This is a genomic window from Streptomyces sp. NPDC044063, from assembly GCF_056434285.1.
On the sequence record NZ_JBWKFM010000020.1, the window covers coordinates 105,734 to 124,760 of the forward strand.

Sequence of the window (19,027 nt, forward strand, 5' to 3'; positions counted from 1 at the left end):
GCGAAGGGGCGGGCGGGGCCCGAGTGGAAGTCGACCCGGGTCCTCGCCGCGCCTCCGGCCCAACGACGTAATGTCGCTGATGGCCGGTCAGATCTCAACCGGGTTTGCCGAGCCGTTCGCCTTCAAGCCGTTCGCCTTCCGCGGCCTCGTGCCTCGGCCGGGGAGGGCCGGGCCACCCGGCCGGCCCTCCCCGGTTCCGTCACGGCCAGCCCTGCTGCGCCTTGTCGGGTGCGGTGTTCCAGCTCTTGGGTATGAACGTGATCATGTAGGTGCCACGGTCGAAGTCGGCGTACCCGGCGGACCAGTTCCGGAACTTGCTCTCGTATACGTGCATGGGGCCCAGGCCACCGTTGGGCGCGTGATAGTGGTCGCCGTGGGTCCACACCGTCCTGTCGGCGTCCGCTTCCGTCTGGGCCCCGAACCAGCCGTAGTCGAAATTGACCCAGCTCTCGCCCGGCTTGGCGGGACCGCGCGGGATGCTTCTGTCCTTCGACATGTCGACCAGGCCGGTACCCCGGTCGGGGCGGAAGGCTTCCGGATCGCCGTACTTCCTCCTGTCGGAGGAACCCCGCTGGTCCTGCCCGCTCCAGAAGTGCTTCGAGTAGATCACCGCCTTCATCCTGGAGGGGTCGTGGTTGCCCCCGTCCCTCTCCTTGAAGGACGGTGTGTTCTTCAGCGCCGAGTAGAAGTTCGAGCGGCTGTCCTCGTGGAGCAGAGCGTCATTGGTGTTCGCGAGCCCCGTCCTGAGGTTGTCGATGTACGTCCTCTCGTCGTGGGAGCTTTCCAGAGCCTTGTTCATGATGGACGCCACATCACGCGCCCGCTGGAAGCCCTTCCCCTCGTCGAAGCTGTCCTTGGCGATGCGGCCCTCGAACTCCGCCCGCGTTTCACCGGGTCGAGGGCTCGCGTTCTTGAGGTCGTTCCTGTACTTGTTCTCGTCGAAGGACGCGAACGCCAATTTGTTCATCGGGTAGGGACCCGAGTTCAGCCAGGTGACGCCGACGCAGCCGTAGGACAGCTTTTCCCGCTGCTCCTCGGTCATCTGCTGCTTCTTGCCGTCGCGGTGGCTGTAGACCTGCTGCCACTTGCGTATGTAGTTGTTGATGACCGTGGTGGCCCTGCCTCCGTAGGCCCGGTACGCGTCGGGCATCCTGTCGAGCGGCTCGGCCGGAGGGGTTTCCCTGTCGTCGGTGGAGGCGGGGGGCCGGAGGGACGGGCCGGCGGACGGAGGTAATTCTCCCGAGGGATTGCCGGGTTGTCCCGGAGCCAGGGCGCTTTCGTTGAGTGCGTTGAGGTTCTCGACGTCGTCCGCCGTCAGTCCGTGCGCTGCGGCGTAGGATGCCCTGTTCTCCCCGTCGCCGCTGCCGGCGGCCCGGCTGACCGACGGGATGAATCCGGCGGTGCATATGACCGCGCCCGCGGTGGCCAAGGTGAGGAATCTCCGACGTTTGTGCATGGAAATCAACCACTCCCTTGTGGTGCGTCTGTGGTGCATCTGTGGTGCGTCTCGTGGAACGAGAGCATGCGAGATCGCGATGGGATGGAGGGGGTTCGCGGCGGCGTGGGCCGGTCGGCCGGGCCGGGCGTAGCCGGCGCTATATCGGCGTCGTCACCGAAGCGCGACGCGGGCCCGGCTCGGGCGGTCGGGGTCGCCGTAGCGGACGGCGACGGTCGAGAGGGCGCGGAGAGCGGCTCTGCGTATCACTTCTCGGCTCCTGGATGAGTGATCAGGTCGATACGAGCAGTGATCATGTCTCCGAGTTAACTCCCCGGCAACATCACGGCTTTGAAACCGGCCACTCCGTCACCAGGTGGTATCCGGCCATGCGTCCGCCCTGGTCACGTGGCGGTGAGGACGAGCACCGCCTGGTCGTCGTGGGTGGCATCGGCCGCGAAGGAGGAGACCGCGGTGGAGATCGACTCGAGGAGCACGCCGGCGGTGGGAGACGAGGTCCGGAGGGCGCCGACGGCCTCGGCCAGGCGGTCCTCCCCGAAGAGTTCGCCGCTGGTGGAACGGGCCTCGGTGATGCCGTCGGTGACCAGGATCAGGCTGTCGGCCGGGTACAGGTCGACGCCGTACGGGGACGCATCGGGGTCGGGGCCGATGCCCAGGAGCAGGCCCGGTTGGGCGACTTCTTCGACCGTGCCGTCGGCCCGGCGCACGAGTGGGGGTACGTGACCGGCTCGGATCAGGTTCAGCGCCAGGTGGGAAGCGGTGTGCCGCAGTTCGCCGTAGACGAGCGAGACGAAGCATTCCTCGCCGACCGCCCGGTCCGTCAGAGCGGCGTTGATGGCGGTGACCACGGCCGCCGGGTCGTCGAGGAGGCGGGCGGCGGCGCGTGCGCTGTGGCGGACCATGCCGGTGGTGGTGGCGGCGCGAGCGCCGCGCCCGCACACGTCGCCGATCATGAGCGCCCAGCGGTCGTCGGCGAGCGGGAAGACGTCGTAGAAGTCGCCACCGACGTCGAGTCCTTCGCCGGCGGGGTGGTAGGAGGCCGCCAGAGTGGCGCCGGGGACCTCGGGCAACTCGGGAGGCAGCAGGCCGGCCTGCAGGTCGCGGGCGAGCCTGGCCCGGTCGGTGAACTGGCGGGCGTTGTCGGCACTGGAAGCGGCCCGGCGGGCGAGCTCCTCGGCCAGGGCGACGCCGTGGTCGTCCAGGGGTCGATCGGTGGTCAGGAGGGTCAGTGCGCCGAAGGTACGGCCGTGGCTGGCCAGTGGCACGCACACGTAACCGCTGACGCGGCGATGTGCGGACAGGCCGCCCGGACGGGAGCCGACCCGACCGGTCCCGGTGGTGCCGGAGGCCAGCACACGGGCGACCACGTCGTCGATCTCGCCGCTCAGTCCGGGCGAGGCGAGGAGGCCCTCCTCGGCGCGGGTGGCGGCGGCGAGGGCGATCCGCCGGACCTGGTCGCGTTCGACCACGTGGACGGCGCACAGCGGCGCCAGCTCCGGCACGGTCAGCCGGGCCATGAGCTCGAGGCACTCGACATAGTGCGGCTGACGCGCGATGGCGGTACTGGCCTCCAGGACGAAGGCCAGGTCCTCACGAGCCGCTTTCTCCCGCTCCTGGGCGGCGTGGCCCGCCTCCACCGCGCGGTGGCGCTCGATCGCCAGGGCGGCGATGCGGGTGAAGGCCGCGCTGAGTGCCAGGTCCTGGTCGGTGGGCGCTCGGGGAGTGCGATGGTAGATCGCGAAGGTGCCCAGCAGCTGGCCGTCCGAGCCGCTGATCGGAGTGGACCAGCAGGCCGCGACCCCGGCCCGCTGTGCCAGGTCGCGGTAGCCCTCCCACAGGGGGTCGGTGGCGATGTCGCTGACGATCACCGGCGCCTGCCGGTGGGCGGCCGTGCCGCACGAGCCGACGCCCTCGCCGATGGCGACCCCGTCGATCGCGTCGTTGTAGAAGCCGGGCAGGCGTGGGGCGGTGCCGTGGCGCAGGTGACGGCCGTCGGGATCGAGGAGCAGCACCGAGACGATCATGTCCGGGGAAAGCTCCTCGATCGCCCTCGCCATGCCGGTCAGGATCTCGCTCAGCGGGGCGTCACGCGCGATCTGCTCCAGGAGGACGCGCTGCTCGGCGGCCAGGAGCTGGGCGTGGTGGTACGCGGTGGTCTCCACCGCGATCACCGTCACCCCGTTCACCCGGCCGACCGCGTCCCGTCGGGGCTCGTAGGTGATGTCGAAGAATTCCTCCCGCCGGGCCCTTCGCCCACCGAGCACGAGGTGCCCGCCTCGGTTCCGGCACACGGTGCCGGTGCGGTACACCTCGTCGAGCCGATCGAGGACACCCTGCCGGGCCAGTTCCGGAACCAGCTCCCCGACCGGCACGCCGGTCGTCGTGCGGCCGTCCGTGAAGGCGTCGAAAAACGCCGGGCTGGCGGCTTCCAGTACATGGTCCGGGCCGCTCAGCGCGGCGAAGACCACCGGAGCCTGCCCGAACAGGTCCGTGTACTCCTCGCTCCGCCCGTGCGGGAACACGGGACGTACGGTGGCGAGGCGATCAGGCTGTGCCGGCATGACAGGGAAACCCTCTCCCGCGTCCTCACCCGTGCCGTCGTGGCGTACCTCCACTCTGACACACCGCCGCGCGGATCATGACGTGCTCACCACAACCATCGGGCACTCCGGTCACACGGCGCCCCGCACCCGCCCGGCGCGCCATCGTCTGGCGGACCCGATCGACCACGGGGAAAATGGTGATCATGAGTTCTCTCGGGGGCGCCGGCCCTTCAGGCGAGACGCGGAGATGAACGCAGAGGTGAAGCTCTCCGGTGGTCCGGTCGAGTCCGCTGCGCCGCTCGCGCCCGGCCCCGGCCCGGGCGAGAAGGGGCTCAAGGCCGGTGCCCTGGGACTGTTCTCCTCGGTCTGCATGGGCCTGTCCTCCACCGCTCCGGCGTACAGCCTGGCCGCGACGCTCGGTCTGATCGTCGTGGGGGTCGGCCTCCAGGCGCCGATCGTGACGATGCTGGCCTTCGTCCCGATGCTGCTGATCGCGTACGCCTACCGGGAGCTCAACGCGGGCGACGCCGACTGCGGGACCACCTTCACCTGGGCCTCCCGCGCCTTCGGCCCGCGCGTCGGCTGGATGGGCGGCTGGGGCATCATCGTCGCCGACGTCATCGCCATGGCGAACCTCGCGAAGATCGCCGGCATCTACGGCTTCCGGCTGCTGGGGTTCGACGCACTCGCCGAGGATCGGCTGTGGACCACCGTCGCGGGGGTCGTCTGGATCGCGGTGACGACCGCGGTCTGCTATGTGGGCATCGAGGTGTCGGCGGCCCTCCAGCGCTGGCTCGTGTGCGCCGAGGTGGCGATGCTGGTCCTGTTCGCGGTGACCGCCCTGGTCAGGGTCTACACCGACGGGCCGCCGACGGCGATCCACGTCTCCGCCTCCTGGTTCAACCCCCTCCATGTGGCGTCGGCCAAGGCGCTGACCGCGGGCCTCCTCGCCGCGGTCTTCATCTACTGGGGCTGGGACACCGCTGTCACGGTCAACGAGGAGACCGCCGACAGCAGCCACACCCCCGGACGGGCGGCGGTCGTCTCCACCGTGCTCCTGCTGGGCATCTACGCCCTGGTGGCGACGTCGGCGCAGGCGTACGCCGGGATCGGCGCCGAGGGCACCGGTCTGGGCAACGAGGCCAACTCCGGGGACGTGCTCTCCGGCCTGGGCGGTGCCGTCTTCGGCACCACGGGCCCCGGCTGGTTCCTCACCAAGCTGCTCATCTTCACGGTGCTGACCTCGGCCGTCGCGTCCACCCAGACCACCGTCCTGCCGCTGGCCCGCACCGTCTTCTCCATGGCGGCCCACAAGGCCGTCCCCTCGCGCTTCGCCCGGCTGCACCGCAGGTACCTCACCCCGACCTGGTCGACCGTCGGCATGGGACTGGTCTCCATCGGCTTCCTCGTCCTGCTGACCGTGATCAGCCACGACGTCCTGGCCGACTCCATCAGCGCGGTCGGCCTCGCGATCGCCTTCTACTACGGCCTCACCGGTTTCGCCTGCGTCTGGTGCTACCGCGGGCTGCTCACCCGCAGCCCCCGGGACCTGCTGTTCAAGGGGGTGCTCCCGGGGCTGGGCGGACTCCTGATGCTCAGCCTCTTCTGCTACGCGGCCTTCGTCGTCTACGCCGCCCCGGACTACGGCTCGACCTCCTTCGACCTGCCGCTCCTCGGGCGCACCGGCGGGGTGAGCGTCGTGGGCCTGGGCGCCCTGCTGGTCGGTGTCGTCCTGATGCTGGTCATCACGCGCGAACACACCGCCGCACTCAAACTGCAACGCGGTCTGCTGCCCCACCACCTGCCGTCGCTGACCGGGGTCGAGGCGGCTGGCCGCTATGTGCCCGCCGACAGCCGTTCCGGGGTGGGCGGCGACTGGTTCGACGTGATCCCGCTGTCGAGCTCCCGGGTCGGCCTGGTGGTCGGGGACGTGCGCGGCCACGGGCTGCGCGCCGCCGCCACCATGGGCCGGCTGCGTACGAGCGTACGGGTCCTGGCCCGGCTCGACCTCGCCCCGGACGAGCTGCTCGCGTGCCTGGACGACGTGGTCGGGCGGACCGCCGAGGAGCGCGCCGCCGAGGAGCGGGCGAACGGCCGCGGCGGGGGCACGCCGGAGGCGGACGGCGACGAGGCCCTGGGGGTCACCTGCCTGTACGCCGTCTACGACCCGGTGTCCGGGCGGTGCGGCATGGCGCGCGCGGGCCACTCGCCGCCCGCCGTCGTCGACCCCGCCGGCGGTGCCGTCAGCCGTCCGGACCTCCCGGAGGGCCCGCCCCTGGGCCTGGGCGGCGCGCCCTTCCAGAGCGTGGAATTCCAGCTGCCCGCCGGCAGCCTGCTCGCCCTGTTCACCGACGGTCTCGTCCAGGCCCCGGGCCACGACACCGAGACGGGACTCGGCCTGCTCACCGGCGTCCTCACCGAGCACCGCCGCCCCTTGGCGGAGCTCTGCGACCGCACCGTGGCCGAACTGCTGCCCGGCCCGGTGGACGACGACGCGGTCCTGCTCCTGGTCCGCACCCGGATGCTCGGCGAGCACCAGGTGGCGGCCTGGGAGCTGGACGCCGCCCCCGCGAGTGTCGCGCGGGCCCGGACCGTCACCAGTGGGCAGCTGGGCGAGTGGGGGCTCGAGGAACTGGCGTTCACGACCGAGCTGATCGTCAGCGAGCTGGTCACCAACGCCGTCCGCTACGCCTCCGGCGGGCCGGTCCACGTCCGGCTGATCCGCGACCGCGGCCTCGTCTGCGAGGTCGCCGACACCGGCCACACGTCGCCCCACCTGCGCCACGCGGAGGCCGACGACGAGGGGGGCCGGGGCCTGTACATCGTCGCCCAGCTCACCCAGCGGTGGGGCACCCGCTACACCCCCACCGGCAAGACCATCTGGACCGAGCAGCCCCTGCCGACCGCGGAGTGAGCCGGGCGTCGCGCAGGGAGGCGGTCATGCCCGGGTGATGGTCACCGTCGTGGGTCCGGAGGCGGAGGTGAGGCCCTGGGGGGACAGGCAGGCGGTCTGCTGGGAGGCGAGGAGGGTCACCTCGGTGACGACCGCCGCCCCCTTGAAGGCCCCGTCGGTGATCGTTCCCGTACTCACGGTGACGATGTTTCCGTTCGGGCGTACGGCGGCGAGGCTGCGGACCGAGGCGGTCGACGTCCGGTCGCCGGGGCCGCCGTGGTGGGGGGACGCCTTCCCCCTGCCCTTGTCGTCGCCGCCCCAGTGGAACGTAAGGGTGCCGCTCGCGGGCCCCAGGAGGCAGGACAAGGTGCCGGCGGAGTCTCCGCCGAAGGTCGCGGAGGCGAATCGGCTGTCCGTCGAGAGAGGGCATCCGACGACCGCCCGGGACGTGACGGAGGTGGCTCTCGGGGCGTAGGTCAGCCCCGGTGCGTAGGAGGCGGCGACGGTGCCGGCGCACACCAGGAGAGCGCCGGCCGGTCGGTCGCCGGCATGTGCCGTCTGCGTCGTGGGCGTGAGTGCCGCCGCCGTGACGGCGACCGTCATGGCCAGCCTGCGGACGGTGCGCGGTCCTGTGGTGTTCACGCGGTCCCCTTCCTCGGTCCCTGACTCTTCTTCGGTCCTGGTTCTCAGGTGCGGTGGATGTCGACGGTGACGGTGCTCTGCTGGTGGTCCGCCACCGTGTAGACGCGGCCTTCGTTGTCGACCCCGAAGGGGGTCAGGTCCACCAGGCCGCGGGTCAGGTGGGCCCCCTCGACGCGGACCTCCGCGACTTCCGGGCAGGCGTCCAGTACGGCGGCGCCCAAGTGGTGGAAGGTGTGCTGGCTGGAGCGGCTGGTGTGCTCGCCGAAGGCCTTGACGACGGCTTGTTCGGCGCGGGCACGGCACGTGCGGTGGTCGGTGTCCGTTCCGGAGTGCCGCCAGGTCACGTCGGCCCGGGCGCCGAAGACCCGGTCGGTGAACGTCTGCGTGGTGGTGTACGCGTCGCGGGCGAAGCCCGTGAACGTCGCGCCGCCGGTCGCGAAGAGTTCCATGTTCAGCAGGCCGCTGCGTACGACGGGTTCGCCGTCGCGCGGGAGCGTGAGATGAGCGTGATCCTGATGGCGGGCGAGTGCCGAGAAGTGCTGGGCCGCGGACGGCGGCTGCTCGGAGGGGAGCGGGATGAACTCGGAGGCGGTCAGCCGCACATCGGCGGTCCGGACGCACCGGGTCTCGGCGAGGAAGTGCTCGGCCAGCGCGAGCGCATAGGTTTCGGGTTCTGACGCCGTGTGCCGGGCACCGAACGCCAGTACGGCGTTGCTGATCGAACTCACGGGTCTCAGACGGGTGTTTTCTCCGTCCCGGTAGACCTCGGGGTGGTCCATCAGCAGGCGGACGTCCGCCCGGAACCGGCGTACTCGCTGCTGTGGCCCGGACCGGTCCACGAGGAGGAATTCGATTCCGCGTTCGCCGTAGGCGTGATCGCCGATGGAATGGCCCATCGTTCTCCGTTCGGCTGGACGAGGCGTGCGCGAACGTGCCGCGGTCACCTTGGCAGGAGCCGTACGGATGGTCAACCGGCCACATGTAATTATGAAAATCCTACGGATCGTGATCCCGTTGGTCGGGTCAAGCCGGTCTGGACACCCGTGGTGCCGGCTGTCAGCCTGGACCGGTCAACGGGAGGCCGGCCGAAGGAATTCACCGTATGACCGACGTCGCGCCCCTGCCCGATGCGGTTCAGGTCGCCGTGGTCGGAGGCGGGCCCGTCGGTCTGCAGTTGGCCGGGGAGCTGGGCCTTCGGGGCATCAGCTGTGTCGTGCTCGAAAAGGATGCCCGGCCCGCGCGGACCACACGCGCACTTGTTCTGCATTCCCGGACCCTGGAATTCCTCGACATGCGCGGAATCGCCGAGCCTTTCGTCGCTCAGGGTCATCGCTATGGGCACTACCCCCTGGGCAACGAAAGGGAGATCGCGCCCTTCGCCGCACTGAACAGCCCCTTTCCGTACGCGCTCGCTCTGCCTCAGCACCGGACCACGGAGCTGCTGGAGGAATACGCCCTCAAGAACGGCGTGATCGTCGCGCGCGGGACCGAAGTCATCCGCATACGGCAGGACGAAGGAAGCGCCGAGCTGACCGTCCGGCGTTCAGGGGGAGTGCGGCGGATACGTGCCGCCTACATCGCCGGGTGCGACGGCGCCCGGAGCGCCGTGCGCCGACTGTCGGGCATAGCCGCGTCGCGCACCGTTCACCCCTATGACGTCATCTCGGTCGACGCGCGGCTCGACCTGCGGCCGCAACAGCCGTGGAGCCGATGGGGACCGGACGGCATGGCGCTGCTCCTGCCGTTCGGCGACGGACGCTGGCGCGTCATCCTCTATCCCTACCGCCACTCGGAGGCCCACGACGCCCGGGCCGACGCCTGGGCCGACGCCCGAGCCGACGCCCGAGCCGACGCCCGGGCCGACGCCCGAGCCGATGCCTGGGCCGACGCCCGCGGCAAGGCCCGGGTCCAGGCGCTGCTCCGCCGGATCACGGGCCGCGACCTCGCGCTGCGCGAGGTCGAGTGGCTCAGCAACTATCGCTGCGAGCACCGCCACGCGGACCGGTACCGGCGCCACCGTGTCGTGCTGGCGGGTGACGCCGCCCATGTCCACCCACCCACCGGGGGCCAGGGCCTCAACACCGGTCTGGCCGACGCCATGAGCCTGGGGTGGCGCCTCGCGGCAGCGGTCACCGACCCTCGCCACGAGGTCCTGCTGGACGCCTATGCCGAGGAAAGACGCCGCTCCGCCGCCCACGTCATGCGGCTCACCTCCGCCATGCTCCACGTCAACGCGCTGCCCCCGCCCTGGGGGCACGCCCTCCGCGCCACCGTCCTCACCGCGCTCCGTCCGCCCCTCCTACGACAACGCCTCGCCGCGCGCCTGGCCGGCCTGCCGGGGAGCGCCACGCGACGCGGCACGCACGTCCGAAGCGGCGCCGCGGCCCCTGACGTGGTCCTGCTGCCCACGGCGAGCACCACCTCCACAAGGCTGTTCGAGGCCCTCCGGGCCGGGCACCACGTGCACCTGACCCCCGTGCGCGGCACGCCGGATGCCCGAGCACCCGGCATCGCGCTGCCCATGGTGACGGTCCGGTCCGCGGCCTGGCGGCAGCCGTGCATCGTACGTCCGGACGGCCACTACCTGTGAGCCCCGGCCCACCGGACGACGGCCGGGACCGGACGGCGACGCCCCGCCGAATACCGCGCCTCGCTCCCTTCGCCTGCTACGCGTCGCTGCTCTGTGGAGCGCTCGCCATCGCCTCGGTCACGTCAGCCGTGCCCGCGGTCGCCGCCGACCTGGGAATGACGCCCGCCCAGACCCAGTGGTTCGCCGCCGCCTATCAACTCACCTGCGGCCCTCCGCAACTCGCGGTGGGCCACTTCGCCGATCACTACGGCGCCCGCCGCGTCCTGCTCGTCGCCCTGGCCGTCTTCACCGCGGCGAGCCTGCTGGCCACCGCGGCCACCAGCGCCGTCCCCCTCATCGCCGCCCGACTGGTCCAGGGCGCCGGCGGTGCCGCGCTCTCACCCGTCAGCCTCAGCCTTCTGCTCACCCTGCGCCGGAGAACGGACGACGAGCCGCACGCCGTCGCGGGGTGGGTCTCCACCGCCGCCGCGGCCACCTGCCTCGGGCCCGTACTGGGGGGCCTGCTCACCGGCCTGCTCGGCTGGAGGGCGGTCTTCGGCGCGCTCGCCCTCCTGGCGACCGCCGGCGCGGGCTGCGCCCTGCGCGCACTCGGCGACCCCACACCTTCACCGACGCGGCCTCGGCAGCCCGTGGACATCGTCGGCGTCACCCTCTGTACGGCGGCCGCCATCACCGCGCTGGTCACACTGACCGCCCCGGCAGTCACCGCTTCCGCACCGGCACAGGCATCGACCGGGCTGCTGACCGCCACACTGATCGGTCTTCTCGTCCTCCGGACGCGATACGACCCTCGGGGCGCTCTGGACGCCGGGTTGCTGCGGCAGGTGGTCACGCGCCGAGCCCTGCTCGTCCTGCTGACGCTCTTCGGCGCGAACTCGGCCTTCACGTTCCTCGTCTACTTCACTCTCACCCGTGCCCACGGTCTGAGCCCGGTCTCCGCGGCGCTCGTCGCGTTGCCCGCCGCAGCCCCTGCCGTCCTCACCGCGCGCCTGGCCGCCCTGCGGACCGGTGAACAGGGTGACGGCCCGCGCCTCATGCGTACCGGGCTTCTGTGCGTCGCGGCCGGCATGCTCATCAGCGGCTACGGGCAGGGGCACCCCACGCCCCTGTGGTTGCTCAGTGGCGCGTGCGGCTTCGTGGGATGCGGCCTGGGCCTGGCCAACGGCTCCGCCATGACGGTCATCAGCCGCAGCCGCAGCAGCGGCCGCACGGCACCCCGCCCCGCGCAGGCGGTGGCGACAGCCACGACGTTCGCCATGCTCGGCGGTGCGACGGGACCGGCGGCGGCCGGAACCGCACTCGCCCTGGTCGGGCATCCGCCCCGCGCCTGCGCGGCACCGACCTGCGACACGCTGGGCACACCACTCGGCACACCACTGGGCGCCCAACCGGCCCTTGCTCTCCTGGGTCTGCTCACGGCGGTCATGGCATTCGCGCTCACCGGACGGCGACAGCCGTCGGCGTTCCCACCGCCCGAGCCGACGGATTGAGATATGACCCTGTGCCCCGCGGGTCCGTAATCCGCGGGGCACAGGGTTCACCGGGACCCGGGGTCAGCGCACGAACTTCCAGGTGATGCCGTTGACCACGCCCCGGTCGAGCGGTGCCAGCTTCTGGAAGGCCGGCCGGCCGAGGTCGATGTGGGTGCGGTCGCACGAGAGACACTTGTCCCTGACCGGCACTCGGATGGTCTTGCCGTTGTAGCTGACCTCGACCGATATGCCCTTGCAGAGGGGATCGTTGTTGGGATTGGCGGAGGTCCACCACGAGGGCGAGACCGCGACCAGGTCCTGGGAGTTCGCGTCGATGGGCGTCCCGCAGGCGCCGTATCCCTTGTCGGTGTAGTAGGTCATCTTGCCGTTCATCGGCTGGCCGATCGGAACGTCGGCGGCCGCCGGTCCCGCGGCGACGGCAATTCCGGTGGCCGCGGCGGCCAGGACGACGGCCATGGAACGCGCAGCTCTGCTTCCACGCATGGTTCTCTCCTCGTTCAGGGGTAAGGGGAGGGCGGGGGCACTCGATGGACCCGTGGAGCGAGGGCCCCGGAAACCGGCATCACGGAGCCGTCATGACTCTCCGGTCAGGAAGTCGGAGGACAGCGGCAATTCTTCGGCACGCGTCCGGCTTTCGGTCCATTCGTGTCATGCGGGACGACGCCGACGCAAGGCCTCACAGGGACAGTTGTCCGGAACTGGTTGCTAAATGCACCTGGTTTGGCCGCCCGTGATGCATGTCGTTGACAACGAAGTTGAAGGGTTATTCACTGCGCTGGGACGACGGCCGCGGCGCCTTGCGCCGCCGGCCTCGTCGCGCTTTGAGCAGGCGAGTGTCACCTCAGCGATCCGACGTCACAGGAGCCGCCATGAGAAGAAACCGCTTCGTCACCCTGCTGCTGGCCGTACTGGCTCTGGTCGGTGTGGCCTTCGTCGTGCCGTCCGGCACGGCGAGTGCCGCCGGCCCGTGCGACACCGCGTCCAACTGGACGGCCGGGACCTGGTATCCGGCGGGCACGGTCGTCCGGTATACGGACGGCAAGTACTACATAGCCGAGCACGACAATCCCGGCTACGACCCCATCATCAGTACGTGGTACTGGGATCCGTACACCTGTCAGGGAGGCGGGAATCCGGGGACCGGAAAGTTCCCCGTGACGGAGGCCCAGTTCCAGCAGATGTTCCCGGGCAGGAATTCCTTCTACACGTACAACGGGCTGGTCGCGGCGCTGTCCGCCTACCCGGGATTCGCCAATACCGGAAGTGACCAGGTCAAGCGTCAGGAGGCCGCGGCCTTCCTGGCCAACGTCGACCACGAGACCGGGGGTCTGGTCCACATCGTGGAGCAGAACACCGCGAACTACCCCCACTACTGCGACCGGAACCAGCCCTACGGCTGCCCGGCCGGACAGGCCGCCTATTACGGCCGCGGCCCGCTCCAGCTCAGCTGGAACTTCAACTACAAGGCGGCGGGCGACGCCCTCGGAATCAACCTGCTGAACAACCCGTCGCTCGTCCAGACCGACGCGGCCGTCTCCTGGAAAACCGCCCTGTGGTACTGGAACACCCAGCGCGGCCCCGGCACCATGACGCCGCACGACGCGATGGTCAACGGCCGTGGATTCGGGCAGACCATCCGCAGCATCAACGGCGCCGTGGAGTGCGACGGCCGCAACCCCGCCCAGGTGCAGAGCCGGGTGAACAGCTACCAGCGATTCGCCCAGACGCTGGGTGTGGCTCCGGGTGGCGACCTCTACTGCTGAGCCCCGCGGGGATGCGCCGACCGGCGGGCCGGCGGCGCATTCCCCGTCCCGACGGCGACGGCCTTCCGGCCCCGGGGGCCTGCCGTCTTCCCGATTGAGCGTAACTACCCATCAGCAGCTAGGCTTTGGTTGTTCTTGGGAAGGGGCGCTGATGGGCACCAGATTTATTGAGGTAGACGAATCACGGCAAAGCGAGCCGGGTGTGCGGAAGGGGGGCAGAACATTGACAGTAGGGGACCAGTCCGTCACCCAGGAGACATGGGTGAAGGTCGAAGCCTACGACGACCTCGATCCGACCGTTACCGAGGACGTCCATCTGCACACGTTCGCCGTCCCCGGTATGGAAGTACGGGCCGGTGCCGCGAAGGACGACGAGGACGGGAGCAGCGAATTCGAAACCAGGCTGATCCCATCTGTCCAGTATTACCGGATCGAGCTGGGGCCCGACTCGCTGAATAAGCTCCATGAGGCACTCCAGCCCTTCATCGAAGCCGCGCAGGAATGCGAGCCGCCCAAGGGGCGCAAGATACGCGCCAAGTAGCCCGCGATGTCCCCTCCCGGGAGGGGACATCGCCATGTTCCGTGACCTTCGGATCAGCCCTCACGGCACCTTCGGGCTCCGCGAGCACGGCGGTGACGGGCGCGGGGTCACGGGTGAGGGACCACGGCGACGGGGCATCGCGCGTGATGCAGCGCCGCGTGGGTGACCGCCCCGATCCGCCGGAGGCCGTGGGCCCCGGGGAGACGGCATCCCACGACCATGAGGGCGGCGTCGGTGTCATGGCCGAGCAGGATCTCCGTCGCGCTGCCGACCTCCACATGTTCGACGACCTCGACCCGCGGATACTTCTCACGCCATGGGCGCAGGGCCTCGGTCAGCCGCTTGCGCTCGAGAGGTTCCAGACCGCCGGCCTCGTCGGCCAGGTACATCGAGCCCGGACTCCAGGCGAATACTGTCGGAATCGTCCAGGCCCGCACGGCCCGGACCCGCGCGCCGCGTGCCGCCGCGGCGGCGAAGGCGAACTCCAGCACCGGCCCGCCGGTCTCGTCCATCTCCTGCACACCCACCACCACGTCGCCGGACGCCGGGGTGGACCCGCCCCGGCGCGGAGGCCGTACGAGGACGACCGGCCGGACCGCCTGACGCAGCACCTTCAGCGAGACGGAACCGAGGAGATGGCCGACCACCGCTCCATGGCCCCGCGAGCCGAGGACGAGCAGGTCCGCCTTGGCCGCCTCGGCCAGCAGCGCCGGCACCGTTTCGGCCGGAAGCAGCTCGGTGCTCACCGCCAGATCCGGGAACGCGGAGGTCACCCGGTCCTGTGCCTCGCCCAGGACGCCGACGGCCCACCGCCGCTGCGCGTCGGCGTCCGCCGTGACGGCGAGGTCGAGTGGCTGCCACACCCACGCGTGGACGAGCCGTAGCGCCGTACCACGGCGCGCGGCCTCTGTCGCCGCCCAGTCCGCCGCGGCGAGACTGTGGTCGGTTCCGTCCAGTCCGACGGTGATCGTGCCGGGCATGAGAGCCTCCAGGGAACGGGGAGAGGGCGAGGCGGGGATGGCGCGCGGCCCCGCTCGGGCAACTGTCCTCCGATGCCTCGCCGTGCGACGAGGGACCGAAGGTCCCCGGTACGGGGACGAGCGTCCCCGACCGTCTCCCCGGCCGATGCGTCCCGCACGTCACCGACGGCCTGCCGGCGCCCGTGAGGAGATGACCGACCCGTCCCCGCAGCACCACCTTCGGCCACGGACCATCACGCCGTCGGTCGGGCAGCGCCCCTGACGCCCCGTCGGTCGGCCTCCCCGGCCGCCGGGACCTTCGGGCCCCGCCCGGGCCGTACGTCCCCTGGATACGCGGGACCGGGCGCGGGAACCTGGCCACGGGTCCACTGGTGACGGACTCGGGGGCCGGCGACTTCGCCGGCCCCGACACGCCTCCGGCGCTCCCTCTCGTTCCCGTCTCGCCTCCTGGCCGCGCCGGACCGGACCCTGCCCGCCACTGGCGGCCGCCGCGCGGCCCATTCGCCCACTGGAGCACGCCATGCTGAGGAAAGACGCCCTGCCCGCCGAGCGCGTGGTGGTCGGTTTCGACGCTTCGGTCCCCGCCCTGCGGGCCCTCGACCAGGCGGCCGACGAGGCCGTACGGCGGGATGCCGACCTGGAGATCGTGTGCGGCCGGCCGTGGGGCAAGCACGCCCGGAAGAGCGAGGAAGGCGCTGCCGCAAGCCGGCGGAGGCCGGGCGCGGACATGCCGGACGAGGCGCAGGCGCTCTACACGGCCGGTCGCGCGGTGATGGACACGGCCGTCGAGCGGGTGCGCTCCCGTTTCCCCGGCTTGCGGACCGTGCCGAACCTCACCGCCGAGCCGGCGGCCCACGCCCTCGTCCGGGCCGGGCGGAAGGCCGGCCTGACCGTGCTCGGAAGCCGGGGCCACGGCGGCTTCACCGGACTGCTGCTGGGATCGGTCAGCCTGCGGGTCGCCGCCCATTGCACCGGCCCGCTGCTGGTGGTGCGGGGTGATGCGGACCAGCCCCGCGGCGTTGTTCTCGTGGGTCTCGCCTCGGAGGCGGACACCGATGCCGTGCGGTTCGGCTTCGAGGAGGCGCGGCGTCGTGGTGCCGTACTGCGTGTGCTGCACGCCTGGCATCATCCGGCCGTGCCCGGGGTCCTGCCGGCCGCGGAGCTGTACTGGGACAACGACACGGACGGCCGGAAGCGGTGCGAGGCGGCGGTGCCGGCGTTCGCGACGGCCGTGCTCCGGGAGGAGTACCCGGAGGTGGAGGTCCGCACCGAGTCCCCGCATCAAGGTGCCGGACAGGCGCTGGTCGAGGCGAGCGCGGAAGCGGACGTCGTCGTCCTCGCGGCACACCGCCCGCGGCACCCGCTGGGCCTTCAGCTCGGCCCCGTCACCCACGCGGTACTGCACCACGCTCATTGCCCCGTGATCCTGGTGCCCGTGACCTGAGCAGGCGAACGTGTATGGGCCGACCGAGCCGGTGTGCCGGGTGGGCAGCGGCTCGGTCGGCTGGTGATCATGTCGTGCACGTTCCGGGCCGTCGGCCTTTCAGATGCCGAGGCCATGTTCCCGGCGATCAGGTGCGGATCGCACCCGCGTCGCTGACCTCCGCGTTCAGGTCGCACCACACCGTCGAAGTGCCACCGGAGCGGGCGCGGTTGCCGAAGCGGAGGTACAGGTAGCCGTCGGGCTGATGACAGACGGCGAACGCGGTGAACGAGCCGCCGTGGCACGTGATCGACGCGCCATGACCATGGGTGCCCCTCTCGTAGCGCCATGCGTCGCAGGAGAGGGAGGGCGCCGCGGCGCCGTCGGATGCGGAAGCGGGCGCGGCGACACCCACCGCGCCCCCAGCCGCGAGGGCGAGGGACGCGCTGACGGCCGCGACACGGTAGCGGAATCTCATGTGACCCCCTTGTGGACGTCGAGGTAGATCGACACGGGGGGCGACGCTACTCATGGACGCGGACGCCCGGTAGTGCCGGAGCGGAGTTGGCCGGGAACGGGCGTGCCGCTTCGGACGTGTCCTCCCGCGGGGTGCTGATCACGCCCGATCGTGGGCATGGGCATGGGTTTCGGCGGTGGTCTTCAGGTCGCGCAGCCATGCTTCGAGGCCCTGCCGGAGGATCTCGGTCGCGGCCGGGACGTTCGCGTCGACCTGGGGGCCGGTATGGGTCTCCTCCGTGCTCACGAGGACGTCGTTCCCGGCCTTGGTGAAGTTCCAGACGTGCACCCCGTCGATGCGCAGCCCTTCGCCGACCGCGGGGCCGGTCCAGCGGATGCAGGACCCGGGCTCGATCTGCCGGACGGTCGAGGTGATGTCCAGACTGGTGGCGGGCGTGTGGGGGTTGGGCGGTACCGGTGTCGTCCAGTGGAACGCGGACCCCGGACGGAGCGGGCCGTGGTCGAGGCGCCGCGCGGTCGTGACGGCACTCTGCCAGGACGGCCAGCGCTCGACGTCGGTCTGCGCCTTCCAGATGGTGCGCAGCGGCGCGTGGATCACGGTCCGCGTCCTGTGGCGCACGCGCGCGTCCGGATCCACGCCCTTCCCGCGGCAGGTGAGGGGCGCGCCGGGGTGATGGGCGGCGGCGCCGGCGGGCACGGCGGCGGCGCCGAGGACCGTGAGCGAGACAGGGATGGCGCACAGCGCGGCGCGTATGCCGGATCTGCGTACGGCGGACACGGTGGACATGGCGTATCTCCTTGTCGGTCGGTCGGTCGGTCGGTCGGTCGTTCGTCCGGTCAGCGGGCGGGCGTCGTCCGACCCTAGGGGAGGGGGAACCGTGGCGGAACACCCCGGTTCCCCCTCCGTCCTCCCGTCAGTCCGTCGCCGGAGGCGTGCGGGTGAAGTGGCGGGCCGTGGGGGCCAGTGCCGCCGCCGTCGGTACGAGGAAGCAGGCCGCGGTGCATACGGCCAGGACCGGCGTGACCCCGAACGCGTCGATGGCCGGGGCGATCAGGGACAGGCCGATCGGTGCCAGGCCGTAGGACACCAGGAAGTCCAGTGACGAGACGCGGGCCAGCTTCTCCGGGGCCACCTCGCGCTGGGTGGCCGTGAACCAGGGCACGTTGAACAGTTCGATCCCGATGCCCGCGACGGCGTACGCGGCGACCACCACGACCGGGTGCACGGGCAGCATCAGGCTCAGCGGCGCCACGCCGTACGCGGCCAGCCCGGCGAAGGCGGCCCAGCCCTGGGAGCGCGGCCGCCAGCGGGCGATGACCAGGGCACCGGCGAGCGCTCCCACGGTGTACGCGGTCATGGCCGCGGCCAGCACCCACTCGCTGCCGTAGCGGTCCCGGCTGATCAGGGGCAGGGCGACGCTGGTGGCGGAGTAGCCGAGGGCGATGACCGCGACGAGGGCGGCGAGTCCGGCGAGGAACCAGGGGTGGCGGCGCGCCTCCCGTATGCCCTCGAGGAAGTCGGCGCGGAAGCCGGCACGTGAGGTGGGTGCGGTGGGTGCGGTGGGCTCGGTGGGCTGGACGGGCTCGACGGGTGCGGAGTTCGCCGGTTCCGCCGGGGAGTTGCCGCCCTTGCCCGGGACGAGCGCGGCGACCAGCCAGAGGAGGCCGATGCCGAGCAGCAGCGTGCGGATGCCGAGGAAGGCCGTGAGCAGCGCGGTCAGGGCGGGGCCGGTGAGCGTGGAGCTCCGTACCGCCAGGGTCATGGCGGCGTTGGCCTGCTGACGGTGGTCGGGGTCGACGGTTTCGGCGGTGAGGGCCTGGAAGGCGGGGCGGCAGGCGCCCTGTCCGGCGCCCGCGAGGGCGGCGGCGGCCGTCATCAGCACGAGTGAGCGGCCGAGGCCGGCGGCGAGGAGGGGAGCGGCGACCGCCGCGGTGAGGGCCGACCAGAGGACGACCGCGCGGCGGGAGTGCTGGTCGGCCAGTACGCCGCCGACGGCGACGGCGGCGAGGAAGCCGGCGGTTCGTGCGGCGAGGACCAGGCCGAGACCGGCGGCACCGAGGTCCCGGTGCAGTACGGCGAGTCCGAGGACGAAGGGCAGGGCCCAGGTCGCGAGGCCGGAGGCGGTGGTGCCCGCCCACAGGCGCAGGAACGCGGGGTCGCGGAGGACCGAACGTGGCGGCGCGGAAGGGGGCTTGGTCGTGGTCGGCGCGGGTGTGGTCGGCACG

15 protein-coding genes are annotated in these 19,027 nt (G+C 71.5%); 6 read left to right on the plus strand and 9 right to left on the minus strand.

All coding sequences use genetic code 11. The annotated features are described in order from the left end of the window. Positions 1 to 199: 199 nt before the first annotated feature. Both AC07BS_RS23660 and AC07BS_RS23665 read right to left on the minus strand, forming a co-directional pair. Positions 200 to 1,456, minus strand: coding sequence for a protein-glutamine gamma-glutamyltransferase (locus AC07BS_RS23660; protein ID WP_478934296.1), 1,257 nt, complete (start codon positions 1,454 to 1,456; stop codon positions 200 to 202). A 383-nt stretch (positions 1,457 to 1,839) separates the two neighbouring features. Next, positions 1,840 to 4,017, minus strand: coding sequence for a SpoIIE family protein phosphatase (locus AC07BS_RS23665; RefSeq protein ID WP_478934298.1), 2,178 nt, complete (start codon positions 4,015 to 4,017; stop codon positions 1,840 to 1,842). Positions 4,018 to 4,246: 229 nt separating this feature from the next. On the opposite strand from AC07BS_RS23665, the gene AC07BS_RS23670 reads away from it, so the two are divergent. Further along, positions 4,247 to 6,913 (plus strand): SpoIIE family protein phosphatase, encoded by a 2,667-nt coding sequence (locus AC07BS_RS23670; RefSeq protein ID WP_478934300.1) that lies wholly within the window; start codon positions 4,247 to 4,249, stop codon positions 6,911 to 6,913. A gap of 24 nt (positions 6,914 to 6,937) precedes the next feature. On the opposite strand, the gene AC07BS_RS23675 is transcribed toward AC07BS_RS23670, so the two are convergent. Next, the gene (locus AC07BS_RS23675) at positions 6,938 to 7,534 is read right to left on the minus strand and encodes a hypothetical protein (RefSeq protein WP_478934302.1); all 597 of its coding nucleotides are present in this window, start codon (positions 7,532 to 7,534) and stop codon (positions 6,938 to 6,940) included. A 44-nt stretch (positions 7,535 to 7,578) separates the two neighbouring features. Then, positions 7,579 to 8,430: a hypothetical protein gene (locus tag AC07BS_RS23680; protein ID WP_478934304.1), complete on the minus strand. Its 852-nt coding sequence runs from the start codon at positions 8,428 to 8,430 to the stop codon at positions 7,579 to 7,581. 206 nt (positions 8,431 to 8,636) lie between these two features. On the opposite strand from AC07BS_RS23680, the gene AC07BS_RS23685 reads away from it, so the two are divergent. Next, positions 8,637 to 10,124, plus strand: coding sequence for an FAD-dependent monooxygenase (locus AC07BS_RS23685; protein WP_478934306.1), 1,488 nt, complete (start codon positions 8,637 to 8,639; stop codon positions 10,122 to 10,124). Next, entirely contained in the window at positions 10,121 to 11,614 is a 1,494-nt protein-coding gene (locus tag AC07BS_RS23690; protein WP_478934308.1) for an MFS transporter, read from the plus strand. Before AC07BS_RS23685 ends, AC07BS_RS23690 begins: the two co-directional genes overlap by 4 nt. A gap of 63 nt (positions 11,615 to 11,677) precedes the next feature. On the opposite strand, the gene AC07BS_RS23695 is transcribed toward AC07BS_RS23690, so the two are convergent. Continuing rightward, positions 11,678 to 12,100 (minus strand): cysteine/serine endopeptidase inhibitor, encoded by a 423-nt coding sequence (locus AC07BS_RS23695; RefSeq protein WP_478643603.1) that lies wholly within the window; start codon positions 12,098 to 12,100, stop codon positions 11,678 to 11,680. Between the two features lie 386 nt (positions 12,101 to 12,486). On the opposite strand from AC07BS_RS23695, the gene AC07BS_RS23700 reads away from it, so the two are divergent. Together AC07BS_RS23700 and AC07BS_RS23705 are read left to right on the plus strand one after the other, a co-directional pair. Continuing rightward, positions 12,487 to 13,380: a glycoside hydrolase family 19 protein gene (locus AC07BS_RS23700; protein ID WP_478643600.1), complete on the plus strand. Its 894-nt coding sequence runs from the start codon at positions 12,487 to 12,489 to the stop codon at positions 13,378 to 13,380. 262 nt (positions 13,381 to 13,642) lie between these two features. Then, positions 13,643 to 13,921, plus strand: a complete 279-nt coding sequence (locus AC07BS_RS23705) for a hypothetical protein (RefSeq protein ID WP_478643597.1) — start codon at positions 13,643 to 13,645, stop codon at positions 13,919 to 13,921. 107 nt (positions 13,922 to 14,028) lie between these two features. Here AC07BS_RS23705 and AC07BS_RS23710 read toward each other — a convergent pair whose 3' ends face one another. Beyond that, positions 14,029 to 14,901 (minus strand): universal stress protein, encoded by an 873-nt coding sequence (locus AC07BS_RS23710; protein ID WP_478934311.1) that lies wholly within the window; start codon positions 14,899 to 14,901, stop codon positions 14,029 to 14,031. Positions 14,902 to 15,421: 520 nt separating this feature from the next. Between AC07BS_RS23710 and AC07BS_RS23715 the strand changes: the two genes are divergently transcribed. Next, the gene (locus tag AC07BS_RS23715) at positions 15,422 to 16,345 is read left to right on the plus strand and encodes a universal stress protein (protein WP_478934313.1); all 924 of its coding nucleotides are present in this window, start codon (positions 15,422 to 15,424) and stop codon (positions 16,343 to 16,345) included. Positions 16,346 to 16,472: 127 nt separating this feature from the next. Here AC07BS_RS23715 and AC07BS_RS23720 read toward each other — a convergent pair whose 3' ends face one another. From AC07BS_RS23720 to AC07BS_RS23730, 3 genes are all read right to left on the minus strand, one after another. Then, a complete protein-coding gene (locus AC07BS_RS23720) occupies positions 16,473 to 16,802 on the minus strand; it encodes a hypothetical protein (RefSeq protein WP_478934315.1) in 330 nt (109 codons plus the stop codon). A 138-nt stretch (positions 16,803 to 16,940) separates the two neighbouring features. After that, positions 16,941 to 17,588 (minus strand): SRPBCC family protein, encoded by a 648-nt coding sequence (locus AC07BS_RS23725; protein WP_478934317.1) that lies wholly within the window; start codon positions 17,586 to 17,588, stop codon positions 16,941 to 16,943. A 127-nt stretch (positions 17,589 to 17,715) separates the two neighbouring features. After that, entirely contained in the window at positions 17,716 to 19,026 is a 1,311-nt protein-coding gene (locus tag AC07BS_RS23730) for an MFS transporter (RefSeq protein WP_478934319.1), read from the minus strand. Position 19,027: the final 1 nt, after the last annotated feature.

Excerpts from the sequence above, each read along its gene's own strand:
- AC07BS_RS23720 (WP_478934315.1), bottom strand. The coding sequence starts at position 16,802 with ATGAGATTCCGCTACCGTGTCGCGGCCGTCAGCGCGTCCCTCGCCCTC.
- AC07BS_RS23710 (WP_478934311.1), bottom strand. The coding sequence starts at position 14,901 with ATGCCCGGCACGATCACCGTCGGACTGGACGGAACCGACCACAGTCTC.
- AC07BS_RS23700 (WP_478643600.1), top strand. The coding sequence starts at position 12,487 with ATGAGAAGAAACCGCTTCGTCACCCTGCTGCTGGCCGTACTGGCTCTG.
- AC07BS_RS23725 (WP_478934317.1), bottom strand. The coding sequence starts at position 17,588 with ATGTCCACCGTGTCCGCCGTACGCAGATCCGGCATACGCGCCGCGCTG.
- AC07BS_RS23685 (WP_478934306.1), top strand. The coding sequence starts at position 8,637 with ATGACCGACGTCGCGCCCCTGCCCGATGCGGTTCAGGTCGCCGTGGTC.
- AC07BS_RS23665 (WP_478934298.1), bottom strand. The coding sequence starts at position 4,017 with ATGCCGGCACAGCCTGATCGCCTCGCCACCGTACGTCCCGTGTTCCCG.
- AC07BS_RS23660 (WP_478934296.1), bottom strand. The coding sequence starts at position 1,456 with ATGCACAAACGTCGGAGATTCCTCACCTTGGCCACCGCGGGCGCGGTC.
- AC07BS_RS23695 (WP_478643603.1), bottom strand. The coding sequence starts at position 12,100 with ATGCGTGGAAGCAGAGCTGCGCGTTCCATGGCCGTCGTCCTGGCCGCC.
- AC07BS_RS23715 (WP_478934313.1), top strand. The coding sequence starts at position 15,422 with ATGCTGAGGAAAGACGCCCTGCCCGCCGAGCGCGTGGTGGTCGGTTTC.
- AC07BS_RS23670 (WP_478934300.1), top strand. The coding sequence starts at position 4,247 with ATGAACGCAGAGGTGAAGCTCTCCGGTGGTCCGGTCGAGTCCGCTGCG.
- AC07BS_RS23680 (WP_478934304.1), bottom strand. The coding sequence starts at position 8,430 with ATGGGCCATTCCATCGGCGATCACGCCTACGGCGAACGCGGAATCGAA.